Raw genomic sequence first — 18433 nt, 5'->3', positions numbered from 1 at the left:
GCCTCCTTGGGGCCGCCGGCGGGCTACAGACGCGCTTCGAGTTCGTCGCGCGGCAGCGCGCCGCTGACGCGGCCGCCGCTCTTGAAGAAAATCGCGGGCGTGCCGCGCACCATCAACTGGCGGCCCAGCGCCAGCCATTGCTCGACCGGCGCATCGCACTCGGCGGTGGGCGGACGCTGGCCGCGCACCATCCAGTCTTTCCAGACCTTGGCGGGATCCGAGGCGCACCAGATGTCGCGCACCTTGGTCGTCGAGTCCGGCGAGAGGATCGGATACAGGAAGGTGTAGACCGTGATGTTGTCCATGTCCTCCAGCGTGCGGTGCAGTTGCTTGCAATAGCCGCAGTTCGGATCCTCGAATACGGCCATCACGCGCGAACCATCGCCCTTGACCTGCTTGACCGCCAGGTCCAGCGGCAACTCGTCGAACGGGACGCTGGACAGTTTTTCCTGGCGCTCGCGCGTGACATCGCGCCGGGTCAGGGCGTCGATGAGCGGCCCTTCCATGACCCAGGTGACCTTTTCATCGGTGTACAGCAGATCCGTTCCGATCTGCACTTCGAACAGTCCGTACGGGGTGCGTCGCACCGCCGTCACGTCGAACCCCTCGAAGCGCTGCGCGAACCGCTCCTTGACCGCGTCGGCCTGCGGATCGGGCGCCTGCGCCGAACGGGTGGAATACACCTTGTCGCCCGGCTTGGCGGGCGCGGTCCCGGTGGTCGAGTAGACCTTGTCCGGCGTGCCCGGGGCGGCCTGGCCGGCACCATCCTGCGCCAGGGCGCCCGAGCTCCACACCGCGGCGGCGGCGCACCAGACTGTGATCCGGAAATTCATACCTGCTCCTGAAAACGGCGGCCCGCTCAATTGCGCGAGGCCCCTTCGATGAGTTGCCGCTTGATGAACGGCACGGCATCCACCCATTGCATGCCCGCGTTGCGCAGCCAGGCCAGCGGCGCGCCGCGCGCCCCGAACAGGCGATGCAGGCCGTCGGTGGCCATGCGCATGGCCAGCACGGGCTCGGCGCGGGCGCGCTGGTAGCGCCGCAATACCCGTAGATCGCCGGGACCGCGAAAGGGTTCCCGGTCGCCGACCGCGCGGGCCAGCGCCTCGACGTCGCCCAGGCCCAGGTTCAGCCCCTGGCCAGCCAGCGGGTGCAGCCGGTGCGCGGCGTCGCCGGCCAGCGCGATGCCCGGCGCCACCATCTGGGCGCGCTCCAGCGTGAGCGGGAAACCCAGCACCGGGCTGCGTACGCGCAGCCGCCCCAGCCGCCCCTGCGAGGCGCAAGCCAGCAGGCGCTCCAGCTCGGCCGCGCGGACGGCCGGCTCCATGGCCTGCAAGGCCTGCGCCTGCGGAGTGCGCATCGACCACACCATGGAAACCTGCGGCCCGTCTGCGGTATCCGGCATGGGCAGCAAGGCCAGCACGCCGTCGTCGCGAAACCATTGGAACGCCGTGCCGTGGTGGGCGCGCTCGGCGTCCAGGTGCGTCACCAGGCCGGTGTCGTCATACGGGGTGGCGTCGTGGCGCAGGCCGGCGGCCTTGCGCAGCGGCGAGGCGGCGCCGTCGGCGCCGACGAACAGCTCGGCGCGCAGGCGCTGGCCGCCATCGGTCTCGACCTCGCCGGCACGCCAGCCGACGCAGCGCTCGGCGATCCAGGGGATGCCGAACATCTGCACCGCCTGCATCAGCACCCGTTCGATCTCGCCGGATTCGACGATCCAGGCCAATTGCGGCTGCGCCGCCTGCCAGGCGTTCAGGCGTACCAGGCCGTCGCCGTCGCCATGGATTTCCATGGCCTGCACCGGCGTCAGGCGGGCCGCCGGCATGGCGTCCCACACGCCCAGCCCGGCCAGGAATTGCTGGCTGGCGGGCGAAATCGCATAAACGCGCGGATGATAGCGATCGGGCTCGGCCGCCGGCACCGGCGCGCGCGGCGCCAGCACCGCCACCCGTTGCCCGCGGCGCGCCAGCGCCAAGGCGCTGGCCAGGCCGACGATGCCGGCGCCGCAAATCACGATCTGGGGTTTCATCGCGCCGACGGCTCCCCGGCCTGCTTGGGCCACAGCAGCCACATCTGGCCGCGCTGCTTCATGCGCCCGGCCTGCTGGCCGGCTTCCTCGCCGTAGCCCCAATAGAAGTCGGCGCGCGCCGCGCCGCGAATGGCCGTGCCGGTGTCCTGCGCGAACACGGTGCGCTGCAGGGGCCGGTCGGAGGCCGGCAGCGTGGTCGACAGGTAGACCGGCGTGCCCAACGGCACGAAACCGGCGTCGACCGCGATCGAGCGCTGCGGCGCCAACGGGATGCCATAGGCCCCCTTGGGCCCTTGCTCGGGATCGACCACCGCCTCTTCGCGGAAGAAAACCACCGCCGGGTTGGCGTTGAGCATTTCCTGCACGCGCGAGGGATTGCGTTGCGCCCAGGCGCGGATGTTCTGCATCGATGCCTGGTCGGCGCGCAGCTCGCCCTTGTCGATGAGCCAGCGGCCGATGGAGGCATAGGGCTGGCCGTTATGGTCGGCGTACGCGACGCGGATCGTGGTGCCGCGGTCGGGGCCATCGGTCAGCTGCACCCGGCCCGAACCCTGGACCTGCAGGAAGAAATTGTCGACCGGATCGTCCACCCAGACGATGGCCGGCGGCTTGCGGTCGCCCGCCTCGATCGCGGCGCGCGTGTCGTAGGGCACGACCCGGCGGCCGTCGAGCCGGCCGCGCACGCGCTTGCCGGTCAGGTCGGGATAGACCGAGCCCAGGTCGACGACGAGCAGGTCGGCCGGCACGGCATACAGCGGCCACTGGTAGCGGCCGCCCTGGCGGCGCGAGCCGCGCACCAGCGGCTCGTAGTAGCCGGTGACGGTATTGGTGGCGGGACGGCCGTCGGCGCCGGCGATGCGCCAGGGCTGCAGCCAGGTTTGCAGGAAGCGCCGCACCGCCGCGCTGTCGCCGGCGGCCGGCGCCTTGGACGGGTCGACCGCCGCCGCGCACACAGGCTGCCAGGCGCGCGGCGTGGCGCGTGCCGGCGCCGCCAGGTTACCGCTGGTCGGCCGCATCAGGCCTTTGCAATTGCGCAGGAACAGCGGCCACCAGCGCGACAGGTCGTCGCTCTCCCAGTTGGGCAGCTCGGTCCAGGCAACGCGCTGGTAGCGCCCGGCCAGCGCGCGCGGCGGGGTGTCGGACAGCGCCGACAGCGGCGGCACGACCAGCGGGCCTTCGGCCGCCGGCGGCACGCCGCCGGGCGCCGTCTCGGGCGGAATCTGCGATGGGGTCGTGCACGCCGCCAGCAATACGGACAGCAGGGACAGACAGAGAAGTCGCTTCATGGAATGCGGATCGGAAAATCACCGTGCCGGGAGGAGCCCGGCTCAGTGCAGTGTACGCGGCATGGCCAGCAGGAACTCCGCGATCGGCACCTCGAACGGAATGCCGTTTTCGCCGACGCAATGGTAGGTACCCCGCATCGTGCCGATGGGGGTCGGAAGCGGACAGCCGCTGGTGTATTCGAAGGTCTCGCCCGGCGCCAGCAGCGGTTGCTGGCCCACCACGCCAAGGCCGCGCACTTCCTGCACGCGCTCCTCGCCGTCGGTGATGATCCAGTGGCGGCTGATGACCTGGGCCGGGTGCGAACCGGTATTGGTGATGCGCACCGTGTAGGCAAACACGTATTGCTGCTGACTGGGATCGGACTGCTCCGGCACATAACGCGGGGTCACGGATACGGTCAGATCATAGGGTTTCACAGGCCTTTCCCGGTTCGACACATGGAAGGCGCCCGCAGGCGCGCACGAGGTTGACGCGGCTGGCCGGCGCCGAAAAAACCGGTTCGCCGCGCCAAGCTGCAATAATTGCACATTATGCCCCCGGAAATCGCGAACACCATGTCCACCCAGCCGGCCTCCACCCGCATCGCCCCCAGCATTCTATCCGCCGACTTCGCCCGCCTGGGCGAAGAGGTGCGCAACGTCGTCGCCGCGGGCGCCGACTGGATTCACTTCGACGTGATGGACAACCATTACGTGCCCAACCTGACCATCGGACCGATGGTCTGTGCCGCGATCCGTCCCCATGTACAGGTGCCGATCGACGTGCACCTGATGGTCGAGCCGGTCGACGAAATCGTGCCGCAATTCGCCAAGGCCGGCGCGAACGTCATCACTTTCCATCCGGAAGCCTCGCGCCACGTCGACCGCACGCTGGCGCTGATCCGCGACCACGGCTGCAAGGCCGGCCTGGTGTTCAACCCGGCCACGCCGCTGCACTACATGGACTATGTGATGGACAAGCTGGACGTGGTGCTGCTGATGTCGGTGAACCCCGGCTTCGGCGGGCAGGCGTTCATTCCGGCCACGCTGGCCAAGCTGCGCGATGCGCGCGCCCGCATCGACCGCTGGCGCGCGGCCGGCGGCCAGCCCATCCTGCTGGAGGTGGACGGCGGGGTCAAGGTCGACAATATCGCCGAGATCCGCGCCGCCGGCGCGGACACCTTCGTGGCGGGCTCGGCCATTTTCGGCAAGCCCGACTACGCCCAGGTCATCGGCCAGCTGCGCGCCGAGATCGCGCGCGGCGAAACCATCGCTGTGTGAGGCCGCCATGCAGACCATCAACGCCGTACTGCTCGACCTCGACGGCACCCTGCTCGATTCGGTGCCCGACCTGGCCATCGCCGCCAATGCCATGCGCCGCGACCTGGGCATGGCCCAGTTGCCCGAAGCGCTGGTCGCGACTTTCGTCGGCAAGGGCGTGGACAATCTGGTGCGCCGCGCCCTGGCCGGCAGCCTGGACGGCGCAGCGCCCGACGAAGCGCTGTTCGCACGCGGACGCCTGTCGTTCTTCAAGCACTACCACGCGGTCAATGGCGCGCACGCCACCGTGTTCGACGGGGTGAAGGCCGGCCTGGCGGCGATGCGCGAACAGGGCCTGCCGCTGGCGGTGGTCACCAACAAGCCGACCGAGTTCACCCTGCCGCTGCTCGAGCGCACCGGCCTGGCGGGGTTTTTCCGCCTGGTGGTGTGCGGCGACACCTGCGCGCGGCGCAAGCCCGACCCCGACCAGGTGCTGCATGCCTGCGACCGGCTCGGCGTCGCGCCGGCCCAGGCGGTCACCATCGGCGATTCGGTCAACGACGCCCTGGCCGGCCGCAGGGCCGGCACCGCGGTGCTGGCGGTGCCCTACGGCTACAACGAAGGAATGGACGTGCGTTCCCTGGATGTCGATGGTATAGTTGACACGCTTGTCGATGCGGCCCACTGGATTTCCCAGCGCAACGCCAAGCCGCAGCGCACCACCGCGGCCTGAAAGCCCGCCCGGTACGCCCGTCGTCACCCAACCAGACACTGCCAGCTACATGAACGCTCGTCCCTCGAACCAAATGCGCAACGCCTCGTGGCGTTGGTGGCGTTTGTCTTCCGGGTGGCGATGATTCCCTTCCCGGCCCTGGACGTATCTGTCGCCTAGAGCCGAAGCTGTGAAGTGCAGCGCCAAGCCCGGAACCCGTAACTGGACCGGGCTTTTTGCTGCATGCCCGGTCCGTACCAGAAAAACGCCGTACGAGACCCGACATGACTGAACTTGAATTCAAAGCGCTGGCCGCCCAAGGCTACAACCGCATTCCCCTGATCGCGGAAACCTACGCCGACCTCGACACGCCGCTGGCGATCTACCTCAAGCTGGCCCACAGCGGCCCGCAAGGCGGCCGCATGAGCTGCCTGATGGAGTCGGTGGTGGGCGGCGAGCGCTTTGGCCGCTACTCGTTCATCGGCCTGCCGGCGCGCACCGTCATCCGCGCCAGCGGCTCGACCACCGAGGTGCTGCAGGACGGCCACGTCGCCGAAACCCACGAAGGCGACCCGCTGGCGTTCATCGAGTCGTACCAGGCCCGCTTCAAGGTGGCGCTGCGCCCCGGCATGCCGCGCTTTTGCGGCGGCCTGGCCGGGTACTTCGGTTACGACACCGTGCGCCACATCGAACAGCGCCTGGGCCCGGCGGTCAAGCCGTTTCCCGACGGCATGGAAGAAGGCACGCCCGACATCATGCTGCTGCACGTCGACGAACTGGTCATCGTCGACAACCTGGCCGGCCGCACCTACCTGATGGTGTATGCCGACCCGGCCCAGCCCGAAGCCTACAGCCGCGCCCAGCAGCGCCTGCTGGAGTTGCGCGCGCGGCTGCGCCGCCCGGTCGAGATCCCGTACAGCCACGCCAGCATGCAGACCGAAGAGCGGCGCGACTTCCAGAAGGCCGACTACCTGGCCGCGGTGGCGCGCGCCAAGGAATACATCGCCGCCGGCGACGTCATGCAGGTGCAGGTCGGCCAGGTCATCGCCAAGCCGTTTCGCGACGCGCCGCTGTCGCTGTACCGCGCGCTGCGTTCGCTGAACCCCTCGCCCTATATGTATTTCTGGAACTTCGGCGATTTCCAGGTGGTCGGCGCCTCGCCGGAAATCCTGGTGCGCCAGGAGCAGATCGACGACCAGGGCGAAACCCGCTCGCAGATCACCATCCGGCCGCTGGCCGGCACCCGCAAGCGCGGCGGCACGCCGGAAGAAGACCTGGCGCTGGCCGCCGAACTGCAGGCCGACCCCAAGGAGCGCGCCGAACACGTGATGCTGATCGACCTGGCGCGCAACGACGTGGGCCGGGTGGCGGAAATCGGCTCGGTGCGCGTCAGCGACACCATGGTCATCGAGCGCTACTCGCATGTCATGCACCTGGTCTCCAACGTGGCGGGCAAGCTGCTGCCCGGCATGAGCAGCATGGATGTGCTGCGCGCCGCCTTCCCGGCCGGCACGCTGACCGGCGCCCCCAAGGTACGGGCCATGGAAATCATCGACGAACTCGAACCGGTGCGCCGCGGCATCTACGGCGGCGCCGCCGGCTACCTGAGCTACGGCGGCGAAATGGACGTGGCCATCGCGATCCGCACCGGGGTGATCAAGAACGGCACGCTGTACGTGCAGGCCGCCGCGGGTATCGTGGCCGACTCCAGCCCCGAAGCCGAATGGGCCGAGACCGAGGCCAAGGCGCGCGCCGTGCTGCGCGCGGCCGAGCAGGTCCAGCACGGCCTGGACGAACCCATCTGAGCCCCCCCATTGCGCAGACCTACGCCGGGCCGCGCGCCCGGCCGGAGAACCGAACATGCTATTGATGATCGACAACTACGATTCCTTCACCTACAACCTGGTGCAATATTTCGGCGAACTGGGCGAAGAAGTGCGCGTGGCGCGCAACGACCAGATCACGCTGGACGAAATCGCCGCGATGCGGCCGGACCGCATCTGCGTCTCGCCCGGCCCCTGCTCGCCGGCCGAGGCGGGCATCTCGGTGCCGGTGATCCAGGCCTTCGCCGGCAAGCTGCCCATCCTGGGCGTGTGCCTGGGCCACCAGGCCATCGGCGCGGCCTATGGCGGCGACATCGTGCGGGCGCAGCAGATCATGCACGGCAAGACCATCGCCATCACGCATACGGGCACGGACATCTTCACCGGACTGCCCTCGCCCTGCACCGTCATCCGCTACAACTCGCTGACCATAGACCCGGCCACCCTGCCGGACTGCCTGGAAGTGACCGCGACCGCGCCCGACGGCGACATCATGGGCGTGCGCCACAAGACCCTGCCGCTGTACGGAGTACAGTTCCATCCCGAGTCCGTGCTGAGCGAGCACGGCCATGCGCTGATGCGCAACTTCCTGACCCGCTGAACCCCTAGGAGCATCGCCATGACCATTGCCGCCGCCGAAGCACTGACCCGCTGCATCGAACACCGCGAGATCTTCCACGACGAAATGCTGCACCTGATGCGCCTGCTGATGCGCGGCGAGCTGTCGCCGCAGATCGCCAGCGCGCTGCTGATGGGACTGCGCGTCAAGAAGGAAACCGTGGGCGAGATCACCGCCGCCGCGCAGGTGATGCGCGAATTCGCCACCCCCGTCGTCACGCCCAACCCGCAGGACCTGCTGGACATGTGCGGCACGGGCGGCGACGGCAGCCATACCTTCAACATCTCCACCACCGCCATGTTCGTGGCCGCCGCGGCCGGCGTGCCGATCGCCAAGCATGGCAACCGCAGCGCGTCCTCGTCGTCGGGCAGCGCCGACGTGCTGGAAGCCCTGGGCGCGAACCTGCAGCTCACGCCCGAGGAAGTGGCCGAGTGCGTGGCCGCCACCGGCATCGGCTTCATGTTCGCGCCGGCCCACCATGGGGCCATGAAGAACGTTGCCGCGGTGCGCAAGGAATTGGGGGTGCGCACCATCTTCAACATCCTGGGGCCGCTGACCAACCCCGCCGGCGCCGCCAACCAGCTGATGGGCGTGTTCCACCCGGACCTGGTGGGCATCCAGGTGCGCGTGCTGGAGCGCCTGGGTTCGCGCCACGTGCTGGTGGTGCACGGCAAGGACGGCATGGACGAAGCCTCGCTCGGCGCGGCGACCATGGTGGGCGAACTCAAAGATGGGGTCGTACGCGAGTATGAGATCCATCCAGAGGATTACGGGCTATCCATGATGTCCAACCGCGGCATCAAGGTGTCCAATCGCGAGGAGTCTCGCGCACTTGTCATCGAAGCGTTGGATAATGTCGATGGCGTGGCCCGCGACATCGTGGCCCTGAATGCGGGCCTGGCCATCTACGCCGGCAACAAGGCGGATTCCATCCCCGAAGCGTTGGCCCTGGCATTTGAAACGATTTCTAACGGCTCGGCCCGCGCCAAGCTGGAAGAATTCTGCGCATATACCCGGAAATTCCAGAAATGAACGATATTCTTGCGAAAATCCTCGCCGTCAAGGCCGAGGAAGTGGCTACCGCACGGCAGATGCGCAGCGAGGCCGAATTGCTGCGCGAAGCCCAGGCGCGCCAGGATGTACGCGGCTTTGCCCAGGCCATCGAGGACAAGATCAGCCAGGGCAAGGCGGGCGTCATCGCGGAAATCAAGAAAGCCTCGCCTTCCAAGGGCGTGCTGCGCGAAAACTTCGACCCGGCCGAGATCGCGGCGTCCTATGCCATGCATGGCGCGGCCTGCCTGTCGGTGCTGACCGACGTGCAGTTCTTCCAGGGCTCGCACGACAACCTGCGCCGTGCGCGCGCGGCCTGCTCGCTGCCCGTGCTGCGCAAGGACTTCATCATCGATCCTTACCAGATCATTTCGGCGCGCGCCATGGGCGCGGACTGCGTCCTGCTCATCGTCGCGGCGCTGGCGCCGGCGCAGCTGCGCGATCTGGAAACCCTGGCCATCGACCTGGGCATGGACGTGCTGGTGGAAGTGCACGACGCCAAGGAGCTGGACGCCGCGCTGGCGCTGCGCACCCCGCTCATCGGCATCAACAACCGCAACCTGCGCACCTTCGAGACCACCCTGCAGACGACGCTGGACCTGCTGCCGATGATTCCGGCCGGCAAGCGCGTGGTCACCGAAAGCGGCATCCTCAAGCCCGAGGATGTCAGGCTGATGCGCGAGCACGACGTACAGGCCTTCCTCGTCGGCGAGGCCTTCATGCGCGCCAACGACCCGGGCGTCGAACTGGCGCGGCTGGTGGCCTGAGCCGCCGCGCCAACCCGGCCTCAGCGGCCGCTGCCGCGCGCCGGCGCCGGCGCGCCGCCCGCTTCTTCCTTGCGATGCCAGTGAAACGCGACGCGCCGGATGCGCGCGGCGCGAAACTGCACTTGCGAACGGCCGCCCGGCATGGGCGCGCCGCGCTGGGCGCTGCTGCTGTTTTTCATTTGCCGCCTGAAACCTCGATGAACGACCCGGTCGTGTAGCCGGCCTCATCGGAAAAAAACCACATCACCGCGCCGGCCACTTCCTGCACGGTGCCGCCGCGCCGCAACGGAATGCCGTCCTTGAGCCGGTCGACGCGCCCCGGCTCGCCGCCGCTGGCGTGCATATCGGTGTAGATGGTGCCCGGACGCACCGCGTTGACGCGGATCTCGTCGGCGGCCACCTCGCGCGACAGGCCGATGGTCAGCGTATCCAGCGCGCCCTTGGAGGCGGCGTAATCGACATACTCGCCCGGCGAGCCCAGCCGCGCGGCCACCGAAGACACGTTGACGATGGCGCCGCCGCGTCCGCCATGGCGCGGCGCCATGCGGCGCACGGCTTCGCGGCAACAGACGAAGGCGCCCACCACGTTGGTGGCGAGTATGCGAGTGATGCGGGCCGCGTCCATCTCCTCGACGCGCATCTGCGCCTCGAGGATGCCGGCATTGTTGACCAGCGCGTCGACCCGGCCCAGCTCGCGGTCGACGGTTTCGAACATCCGCACGACCTGGGCCTCGTCGGCCACGTCGGCGGCCACGGCCAGGGCTCGTCCGCCTTCGTCGCGGATGGCCTGCACCACCTGCTCGGCGGCGTCGCCGCGCGACCGGTAGTTGACGCAGACGGCGTAGCCGCGGCGCGCCGCCAGCAGCGCCACGGCGGCGCCGATGCCGCGCGCCGCGCCCGTGACGATCATGACTTTGTTGGGAGACAAGTGGTCGATCATGCGAGGGTTCTCCGTCGGCAGGAAAAGCGGATGGGATCAGGCCCCGGCCGGCTGCGGGCGGGCGGCCCAGGCCAACGCGTCTTCGAGCCGGTCGTTGCCCCAGAACATCTCGCCATCGACCATGAAGGTCGGCGCGCCGAAAATGCCCAGCGCGCGGGCCCGGTCGACCTGCTTGCGCAACGCCTCCTTGGTGGACTCCTGGCGCGCCTGCGCGATCAGCGCATCGGCATCCAGGTCCTGGGCCCGCAGCAGATCGCGCACCACGTCCTCGGACTGGATCTCGCGATCCTCGGCGAAATTGGCGCGAAACACATTCAGGCAGAAATCGACGCCCCAGTGCTGGCCCTGGCCCAGCAGCGCGACGCGCGCCGGCAGCACACCCATGCGCGGAAATACCGCCGGACGGCTGTACGGCACGCCGTACTTGTCGGCCAGGCGGGCGATATCGCGCATCATGTACGCACCCTTGCCCGGAAACAGCCGGAACGGCGAATCGTTCCATCCCTGCGCCTGGAAGATGGGCCCCAGCAGGAAAGGCCGCAGCGCCAGGCGCACGCCCGCCTCGCGCGCCAGCCCGCCTACCCTGGCCATGGCCAGGTAGCTGTAGGGGCTGGCGAAGTCGAACCACATCTCGACGGGGGATGCGTTGGGCGGCGGGGCATTCATCGGTCTGGCTCCGTGGAAGGAATTAGCGCGACCTGCCCGTACGGCAGGCCGCTGAGTACGACGTCGTGATCGCTCTGTACCACCACCGAAGCGCCCGGCGCCAGGATGCTGTCCTGCGCGCAACGGTACTCCGACAGCCACACCGTGCCCGACAGGCAGGCAATGCGCAGGCCGGCGGCGCGCCTCAACAGCATAGTCGAGCCGGCGCCCAGCGCAAATGACATTCCTTCGGTGCAAGAGAGTTCGATGCTGGGGCAAACCATGTCCGATACGCCATCGCTACGGGCGTGCCTGGAAAAAAACAAGATACACAGCCGTCGTCATGCTATTGGACGCCCATCGCGGTATATTGCTCAAGCGACTTCTACGCGGTTTTCGCATGATCTACAGTCATGTCATTATCCCTGGCGAAACTTCCCCCTCTGGACCTGGTGCGCGGCTTCGTGGCGGTCGGCCGGCGCATGAGCATCACCCTGGCCGCGCAAGACCTGCACCTCACCCAATCGGCCGTCAGCCGCCAGATCCGCGCCCTCGAGGCGCACCTGGGCGTGGCGCTGCTGTCGCGCGGGTTCCGCTCGGTCTCGTTCACCGCCGAAGGCGCGCAGCTGTTCCGCATGGCCGACCGCTGGCTGATCGAACTGGGCGAGCTGGCCGCGCAATGGCGCGCGCCCGAGCGGCGCACGCCCGTCACGGTGACGTCCACCATCGGCGTGGCGTCGCTGTGGCTGTTGCCGCGGCTGGGCCGGTTCCAGGAGGCGCACCCCAGCATCGACGTGCGGGTGGCGGCCGACAACCGCGTGCTGGACCTGGACCGCGAGCAGGTCGATATCGCCATCCGCTACTGTCCGCGCGACGCCGCGCCCGAAGGCGCGGCCTGGATGTTCGGCGAGACCGTCGTTCCGGTTGCCCATCCCGCGCTGGGCGTGGCCCGCCTGGATGCCGCGGCGCTGGCCAGCCAGGTGCTGCTGGAGTTCGACGATCCCACCCGGCCATGGCTGCAATGGGCCGATTGGCTGGGCGCGCAGGGCCTGGGGCGGGCGCGTCCCAAGGGCATGCTGCGCTTCAACCAGTACGACCAGATCGTGCAGGCCGCGCTGGCCGGCCACGGCGTCGCGCTGGGCCGGCTGGCGCTGATCGCGCCCATGCTGGCCGACGGCAGGCTGGTGCCGCTGGGCGCCCAGCAGGCCAGCGCGGCCCAGCTGGGCTATTGGCTGGTCGTCAATACGCGGCGCCCTTCGTCCGATGTCGGGACCGTGGCGCGCTGGCTGCGGGAGCAGGCCGGCCAGACGGCGCGCGACCTGCCCGTATCCGCGCTATCCTGACACCCCCGGCGCCCGCGCCCTACTTTCTCCGGAGATTTCCATGTCGACCCCGGTCCGCCTCCTCCGCCGCCTCGCCCTGGCCGCCGCGCTGACCGCCGCCGGCGTACAGCCCGCCCTCGCCACCGCCCCGGTGCTGACCGAGCAGGCCCCCGGTTTCCACCGCATGCAGGTCGGCGACTATGTCGTCACCGCCCTGTACGACGGCTATGTCGACCTGGACCCCAAAATACTCAAGGGCGCCAGCGCCCAGGATATCCAGACGCTGCTGGCCAGCATGTTCGCGTACCGCGCCAGCGGCATGCAGACGGCCGTCAACGGCTATCTGGTCCATACCGGCAAGCAGCTGGTGCTGGTGGACACCGGCGCGGGCGCCTGCTTCGGCCCCACGCTGGGCCGCCTGGACGCCAACCTGCGCGCGGCCGGCTACCGCGCGGACCAGGTCGACCTGGTGCTGCTGACCCACCTGCATCCGGACCATGCCTGCGGCCTGCTCGACGCCCAGGGCGGCAAGCTGTTTCCCAATGCCGACGTGTACGCGGCCCGCGCCGAAGCCGATTTCTGGCTGAGCGCGGCGGCCGCCGCGCAGGCCCCCGCCGATGCGCAGCCTTTCTTCAAGATGGCGCGCGATGCGGTGGCGCCCTACCAGGTCGAAGGCCGCTTCCTGACCTACGCCAACGGCGACGCGCTGCCGGCCGGCATCCAGGTCGTGCCCAGCCCGGGCCACACGCCCGGCCACACCTCGTACCTGTTCGAATCGTCGCAGCACAGCCTGCTGGTCTGGGGCGATATCGTGCACAACCATGCGGTGCAGCTGGCCCGTCCGGAAATCGCCATCGAGTTCGACGTCGATGGCGCGCAGGCCGTGACCACGCGCAAGAAGATCTTCGCCGACGCGGCGCGCGACCGCCTGTGGGTGGCCGGCGCCCATATGCCGTTTCCGGGCCTGGGCCACGTGAACGTGGATGGCCAGGGTTATGCGTGGGTGCCGGCCGAGTACGGCCCCCTGCGCACGCCGCCGCGGCCATGAGGCCTGCCCTAGCGGCGGATTAGGCGGCCGGAACTTCGCCTGTTCGGCGCTTGGGCCACGGCGCGCCGCTGCTACGATGGCCGCCTTGTCCATCGTCCGCGCGGCGCGCCCTCACCGTACGGCGCCGCGCCGCCCTCGTGGAGCGCCCCATGCGCCGCAACCGATTCCTGGCCCCCCTGCTGGTGGCCGCCAGCCTGCTGGCCACCGCGCCGGCGCACGGCCAGCCCGCGCCCGCCGCCGTCCTGGCCAGCGATGAAGCGCAGCGCATCGCGCTCGATGCCTACGTGTACGTCTACCCCCTGGTCGTGATGGACCTGAGCCGGCGCCAGGATACCGGCGGCAAGGGCCCCGGCCACGCCCCCGCCAACACCTTCGCGCACGAGCGCCGCCTGCCGCAGGCCGACTTCCGCCGCCTGCCGCGGCCCAACTTCGACATGCTGCGTTCGTCGGCCTGGCTGGACCTGTCGACCGGCCCGGTGGTGATCTCGACGCCCGAGACCCATGGCCGCCTGTACACACTGTCCGTGCTGGACATGTGGACCGACATATTCGCGGTGCTGGGCAAGCGCACCACCGGCACGGCGCGCGGCAATCACGCCATCGTGCCGCCGGGCTGGACGGGCGTCCTGCCGCGCGGCATGCACCGCATCGACGCCCCCACCGCGCAGGTCCAGGCCCGGCTGTACGTGCAGACCGGAGGCTCGTCCGAATACCCAGGCGTGCACGCCGTGCAGGACGGCTTCATCCTGACCCCGCTGGCCGAATGGAACCAGCAGGCCCAGTCGGTGCGGCTGCGCTCCGACCCGGACCTCGACGCGCTCACGCCGGCGCAGCGGCAAGTGGAAGGCATGAACGCCGAAGACTACTTTGGCTACGCCGCCGAACTGCTGCGCAAGCATGCGCCGCACGCCACCGACCAGCCCATGCTGGCGCGGCTGCGCCGCCTGGGGATCGCGCCCGGCCAGCAACTGGCCTTCGCCCGCCTGCCCACCACCGTCCAGCAGGCGCTGCGCCACGCCGTGCGCAACGGCCCCCAGGCCCTGCGCGACAGCCTGCCGGCGACGGGATCGCTGGCCAATGGCTGGCAGGCCGATGCCGACGGCGCCGGCGTCTACGGCAATGCCTACCTGCGCCGTGCCGTGACGACGCAGGCCCGCCTGGGCGCCAGCCTGCCGGAAGACGTGACCGCCATGCTGCTGCTGGCCGACGCCGCCGGCCGCCCGCTCGAGGGCGGGCAGCGCTACGTGCTGCGTTTCGAGGCCGACCAGTTGCCGCCCGCCGGCGCGCTGTGGTCGCTGAACGCGTACGACGCCCAGGGCTACCCGGTCGGCAACGGTTTCAACCGCTACGCGCTGGGCGACCGCGACCCGGTGCGCTACAACCCGGACGGCTCGCTGGAGCTGTACCTGCAGCGCGATCCGCCTGGCCCCGATGACCAGGCCAACTGGCTGCCCACCGGCGAAGGCGCGCCCGGCGTGATCCTGCGCATCTACCTGCCGCAAGCCAGCGTGCTCGCCGGCCGCTGGGTGCCGCCCGCGGCGCGGCGCGTCGAGGCGGCGGACGACTAGCCGCCGCCGTACCGCCGGCGCCCCGGGCCTGAGATAATGAGGCGTTTGCAACACACCCGGCCTTGCCATGGAAGACGCCTTCAGCCACCAATTGTCGATGACCATCCTGATGACGCCGGACATGGCGAACTTCTCGGGCAATGTGCACGGCGGCACCATTCTCAAGTACCTGGACCAGGTCGCCTATGCCTGTGCGAGCCGCTATGCGGGCCAGTATGTGGTCACGCTGTCGGTAGACCAGGTGGTCTTTCGCGAGCCGATCCATGTCGGCGAACTGGTGACCTTCCTCGCCTCGGTCAACTACACCGGCCGCACCTCGATGGAAATCGGCATCAAGGTGGTCACCGAGGACATCCGCCGCAAGCTGGTGCGCCATACCAACAGCTGTTACTTCACGATGGTGGCGGTCGACGACAACGGCCAGCCCACCGCCGTGCCGTCGCTGGAGCTGCGCAGCCTGGAAGAAAAGCAGCGCTTCGAGGCCGCCAAGCAGCGCCGCCTGCTGCGCCAAGAACTGGAAAAGCGCCACCACGCCATCAAGAAGCAGGCCCACGACGACCCGCATCCGGACCCCAAGCCCTAGGACGCCTCAGGCCTGCGCGTCGCGCGGCACGGCGGGCGCCGGCGTGTCGGCGCGTCCGGCCATGCGCCGCAGCCCCAGCCACTGCTGCGCCCAGAAGCCGCGCCCGTAATCGCGCCCGCCGGCCTGCGGCAACTGGTCATGGATGCCCGTCGGCCCGTAGTCGCCGTCAAAGCGCGCCGTGCCGAACAGCATGTCCCACAGCGGGAACAGGGCGGCGAAGTTGTAGCCGCCGGTGGGGCCGGGCTGCGAGGCATCGTACGCGATGGAATGATGCCGGCGATGAAAGCGCGGATCGACCAGCAGGCGCTGGCCCAGCGCGCCGAAACTGAGCCGCACGTTGGCGTGCGACAGGCTTTCGGCCAGCTGCATGATCGCCACCACCGCCACGAACTGCGCCGGCGGCACGCCGACCAGCTGCGACACCAGCACGATGACGGCATCGCGCAGGAAGTCGTCCAGCAGGTGATTGCGGTTGTCGCTCCACATCGTCATCTGGCGCTGGCTGTGGTGCACGGCATGCAGCGCCCACAGCCAGTGCACGCGATGCTGGGCGCGGTGCCAGGCGTAGTCGACGGCGTCGAAGACCAGCAGATACAGGACCAGGCTGACCCAGGCCAGGTCGGTCACGCCGGGCCATATCTGGTCGAGGTGCCAGGTTGCCAGGCCCCAGGTGTGCATCTGGCCGAACAGGGCATCCCAGAGCGGATCGATGGTGAAGAACAGCGCCAGGCGGAACAGCCCCAGGCGATGCACCAGGGTATAGAGCACGTCCACCGCCACCTGGCCGCGGTCGCGCACGGGTTCGACCGGCCGCCAGCGCTGCAGCGGCCCGAACACCGCGATCAGCACCAGCAGTTGCAGCAGGCCCACCAGCAGCCACATCGTCGCGTCATAGGCGTCCTCGGTGAAACCGGCCAGCCCGAGGTGGAACAGCGCCGGCTGCACCAGGGCCTCGAACAGCCATTGCTGGCATTGCGAGAACCATTGAGTCAAGGTGTCCATGATCAGCGATGCGAGGCAATCCATGGCCGATAGGCCGGATGGGTATCGAGCGTGGCGAAGCAGAACCCCTTGGCCTGCAGCCCGGTGATCAGCGGCTCCAGCACGGCCGGCGCCCAGGGATCCTTGCGCGACCAGATGCCCAGGTGCGCCAACAGGATATCGCCGGGACGGATATTTTGCAGCGCCTGGCGCAGCAGCGCCGGGTTGGGGTATTTGTCACTGGGCAGTTCGTCGCCCAGGAAGCCCGCCGGCGCCCAGCCCACGTGCGCGTAGCCGCAGGCGCGCGCGGCCTGCAGCAGCGCCGGCGAAGTCTTGCCGCCGGGCGCGCGAAACAGCGGCAGCATGGCCGCGCCCGCCATCTCGCGCAGGCGCTGCGCCGGCTGCCGCAGCGCCGCGCAGTATTGCGCGGCGCTCCAGTCCTGGCTGACGCCGGCCCGCGGGCCGGCGCTGGGCCGCACGCGGAACCCGCCATCGGGCAGGTCGCGCTGCCAATACACATGGTCATAGGTGTGCGAGGCGAACACATGCCCTTCGGCGGCCCGGGCGCGCCACCACGCGGCCCATTGCCCGTCCAGGCTGCCGCCGCCATCCAGCGTGCGCTCGTTGGCCAGGAAAAAGGTGGCGCGCACGCCATGGCGCGCCAGCACCTCGGCCACCAGGTCGGCCACGCCCATGTGCCCGGTATCGAAGGTCAGGTACACCGGCTTGGCGCAGGCCGCGGCCGGCTCGCCCGCGACAGGGGCCGCGCTGGCGGCCACCGCGCCAAGCGCGGCGGCCAATCCGCCCAGCAGGCTAGCGCGCCGCCGCATGGCCGAGCGTCCACACACCGTGCGGCGATTTGCCGACACGCACCTGCTGGCTCACCTTTTTGGTCTCCAGGTCGATCACGGTCAGCTTGCCGGCCCAGCGCGAGGTCACCAGCAGTGTCTTGCCGTCGGCCAGCACATCCATGCAATCGGGGCCGCCCGGCGCCGGATAGCTGTCCACCACTTCCAGCGTCTGCATATCGATGCGGCTGATGGTGTTGGCGGCGCGGTTGCTGACGAACAGATGGCGGCCGTCGCCCTGCGCGCGGAACGCATGCGCGCCGGCGCCGGTCTTGATGCGCCTGACCAGCCGCGCCGGGCTGGCAGTCAGGTCATAGGCCTCGACATAGCTGTCGCCGGTCAGCGCCACCAGCAGGGTCTTGTCGTCGCCGGTGACGAACACGTCGGCGGGCGTCCTGCCGACCGGGATGGTCCACAGCGGCGCCTGCGTGCCCAGGTCGATGGCGATCAACTGGTCGCTGTCCTGCAGCGTCACATAGGCGACGCGGCTGCCGCTGTCGATGGCGATATGGCTGGGCGTCTTGCCGGCCGGGATGCGGCGGGCCAGCTTCAGGTCGAACCCCTCGGGCCGCCGTTCCCAGCTGTAGATATCGATATGGTCAAGCCGGTTGGCCGCCGTGACGAACCACTTCATGTCCGGCGAGAAACGCAGATGGTAGGGATCGACGATGCCGGTCAGGGTGTGCTGCACCGCGCCGGTACGCGGATCGAGCAGCGTGATGGTGTCGCTCATGGCGTTGGCCACCATCAGGGACTGCTCGTCCGGCGTCAGGTACAGATGGTGCGGTTCCTTGCCGGTCGGCACGCGGCGCATTTCGGCATAGGTCTGCGAATCGATGATGCTGACATCCGCATTGAGCGAATTGAGCACGAAAATCGGCGTCGCCATCGCCGAGACACAGCAGGCCAACCCTGCGCCGGCGAGGGCGCAACGGACCATATGCAGGGGGTTCAAGATCGCTCGACCGCAAAA

At 69.3% G+C, this 18433-nt stretch carries 21 protein-coding genes; 10 read left to right on the top strand and 11 right to left on the bottom strand.

Annotated features, from left to right (window positions below; genetic code table 11):
• Nucleotides 1-23: 23 nt before the first annotated feature.
• The 4 genes from dsbC to apaG are packed head-to-tail and all read right to left on the bottom strand — an operon-like array spanning nt 24 to nt 3732.
• Nucleotides 24-863: a thiol:disulfide interchange protein DsbC gene (gene dsbC, locus EL288_RS01865; protein WP_003815375.1), complete on the bottom strand. Its 840-nt coding sequence runs from the start codon at nt 861-863 to the stop codon at nt 24-26.
• Nucleotides 860-2029 carry a UbiH/UbiF family hydroxylase gene (locus tag EL288_RS01860; RefSeq protein ID WP_003815378.1) on the bottom strand — a complete coding sequence of 390 codons (1170 nt, stop codon included), beginning with the start codon at nt 2027-2029 and terminating at the stop codon, nt 860-862. The genes dsbC and EL288_RS01860 overlap by 4 nt, the downstream gene beginning before the upstream one ends.
• The gene (gene mltA, locus EL288_RS01855) at nt 2026-3315 is read right to left on the bottom strand and encodes a murein transglycosylase A (protein ID WP_003815379.1); all 1290 of its coding nucleotides are present in this window, start codon (nt 3313-3315) and stop codon (nt 2026-2028) included. Before mltA ends, EL288_RS01860 begins: the two co-directional genes overlap by 4 nt.
• A gap of 42 nt (nt 3316-3357) precedes the next feature.
• A complete protein-coding gene (apaG, locus tag EL288_RS01850) occupies nt 3358-3732 on the bottom strand; it encodes a Co2+/Mg2+ efflux protein ApaG (RefSeq protein ID WP_003815381.1) in 375 nt (124 codons plus the stop codon).
• 114 nt (nt 3733-3846) lie between these two features.
• Here apaG and rpe point away from each other — a divergent pair, with 114 nt between their 5' ends.
• From rpe to trpC, 6 genes are all read left to right on the top strand, one after another.
• A complete protein-coding gene (gene rpe, locus EL288_RS01845; protein ID WP_023852620.1) occupies nt 3847-4575 on the top strand; it encodes a ribulose-phosphate 3-epimerase in 729 nt (242 codons plus the stop codon).
• Between the two features lie 7 nt (nt 4576-4582).
• Nucleotides 4583-5287, top strand: coding sequence for a phosphoglycolate phosphatase (locus EL288_RS01840; RefSeq protein ID WP_003815386.1), 705 nt, complete (start codon nt 4583-4585; stop codon nt 5285-5287).
• Nucleotides 5288-5550: 263 nt separating this feature from the next.
• A complete protein-coding gene (gene trpE, locus EL288_RS01835; RefSeq protein WP_126621888.1) occupies nt 5551-7071 on the top strand; it encodes an anthranilate synthase component I in 1521 nt (506 codons plus the stop codon).
• Between the two features lie 55 nt (nt 7072-7126).
• Nucleotides 7127-7690, top strand: coding sequence for an aminodeoxychorismate/anthranilate synthase component II (locus tag EL288_RS01830; RefSeq protein ID WP_003815390.1), 564 nt, complete (start codon nt 7127-7129; stop codon nt 7688-7690).
• An 18-nt stretch (nt 7691-7708) separates the two neighbouring features.
• Nucleotides 7709-8740: an anthranilate phosphoribosyltransferase gene (trpD, locus tag EL288_RS01825; RefSeq protein WP_003815392.1), complete on the top strand. Its 1032-nt coding sequence runs from the start codon at nt 7709-7711 to the stop codon at nt 8738-8740.
• On the top strand, nt 8737-9525 hold the full coding sequence (gene trpC, locus EL288_RS01820; RefSeq protein ID WP_003815394.1) for an indole-3-glycerol phosphate synthase TrpC: 789 nt from the start codon (nt 8737-8739) through the stop codon (nt 9523-9525). The genes trpD and trpC overlap by 4 nt, the downstream gene beginning before the upstream one ends.
• Before the next feature lie 20 nt (nt 9526-9545).
• Here the strand turns inward: trpC and EL288_RS24330 are convergent, their stop codons facing one another.
• From EL288_RS24330 to EL288_RS01805, 4 genes are read right to left on the bottom strand one after another with little or no spacing between them, the layout of a single operon-like run.
• On the bottom strand, nt 9546-9704 hold the full coding sequence (locus tag EL288_RS24330; RefSeq protein WP_162835032.1) for a hypothetical protein: 159 nt from the start codon (nt 9702-9704) through the stop codon (nt 9546-9548).
• Nucleotides 9701-10465, bottom strand: coding sequence for an SDR family oxidoreductase (locus tag EL288_RS01815; protein WP_003815396.1), 765 nt, complete (start codon nt 10463-10465; stop codon nt 9701-9703). Before EL288_RS01815 ends, EL288_RS24330 begins: the two co-directional genes overlap by 4 nt.
• A 36-nt stretch (nt 10466-10501) precedes the next feature.
• Nucleotides 10502-11131, bottom strand: coding sequence for a 2-hydroxychromene-2-carboxylate isomerase (locus tag EL288_RS01810; RefSeq protein WP_003815398.1), 630 nt, complete (start codon nt 11129-11131; stop codon nt 10502-10504).
• Nucleotides 11128-11394, bottom strand: coding sequence for a DUF2917 domain-containing protein (locus EL288_RS01805; protein ID WP_003815400.1), 267 nt, complete (start codon nt 11392-11394; stop codon nt 11128-11130). Before EL288_RS01805 ends, EL288_RS01810 begins: the two co-directional genes overlap by 4 nt.
• 129 nt (nt 11395-11523) lie before the next feature.
• Here EL288_RS01805 and EL288_RS01800 point away from each other — a divergent pair, with 129 nt between their 5' ends.
• The 4 genes from EL288_RS01800 to EL288_RS01785 all read left to right on the top strand — a co-directional run bounded on the left by EL288_RS01800 (nt 11524) and on the right by EL288_RS01785 (nt 15631).
• The gene (locus EL288_RS01800; RefSeq protein WP_003815402.1) at nt 11524-12453 is read left to right on the top strand and encodes a LysR substrate-binding domain-containing protein; all 930 of its coding nucleotides are present in this window, start codon (nt 11524-11526) and stop codon (nt 12451-12453) included.
• Between the two features lie 40 nt (nt 12454-12493).
• A complete protein-coding gene (locus tag EL288_RS01795; protein WP_003815405.1) occupies nt 12494-13480 on the top strand; it encodes an MBL fold metallo-hydrolase in 987 nt (328 codons plus the stop codon).
• A 149-nt stretch (nt 13481-13629) separates the two neighbouring features.
• Nucleotides 13630-15048, top strand: a complete 1419-nt coding sequence (locus EL288_RS01790; protein ID WP_003815407.1) for a DUF1254 domain-containing protein — start codon at nt 13630-13632, stop codon at nt 15046-15048.
• A gap of 67 nt (nt 15049-15115) precedes the next feature.
• Nucleotides 15116-15631, top strand: coding sequence for an acyl-CoA thioesterase (locus tag EL288_RS01785; RefSeq protein WP_003815410.1), 516 nt, complete (start codon nt 15116-15118; stop codon nt 15629-15631).
• A gap of 6 nt (nt 15632-15637) precedes the next feature.
• Here EL288_RS01785 and EL288_RS01780 read toward each other — a convergent pair whose 3' ends face one another.
• Genes EL288_RS01780 through EL288_RS01770 form a run of 3 tightly spaced genes read right to left on the bottom strand, consistent with a single transcriptional unit; the run spans nt 15638 to nt 18415 of the window.
• Nucleotides 15638-16633, bottom strand: a complete 996-nt coding sequence (locus EL288_RS01780; protein WP_003815411.1) for a sterol desaturase family protein — start codon at nt 16631-16633, stop codon at nt 15638-15640.
• Between the two features lie 2 nt (nt 16634-16635).
• Entirely contained in the window at nt 16636-17442 is an 807-nt protein-coding gene (locus EL288_RS01775) for a polysaccharide deacetylase family protein (RefSeq protein WP_033448285.1), read from the bottom strand.
• The gene (locus EL288_RS01770; RefSeq protein WP_003815413.1) at nt 17426-18415 is read right to left on the bottom strand and encodes a YVTN family beta-propeller repeat protein; all 990 of its coding nucleotides are present in this window, start codon (nt 18413-18415) and stop codon (nt 17426-17428) included. The genes EL288_RS01775 and EL288_RS01770 overlap by 17 nt, the downstream gene beginning before the upstream one ends.
• Nucleotides 18416-18433 lie beyond the last annotated feature (18 nt).

It is taken from the genome of Bordetella bronchiseptica, from assembly GCF_900636925.1.
Lineage (GTDB): Bacteria > Pseudomonadota > Gammaproteobacteria > Burkholderiales > Burkholderiaceae_B > Bordetella > Bordetella pertussis.
Note: the sequence above shows the minus strand (reverse complement) of the source record. Positions and strands in the feature narration are given on the sequence as shown.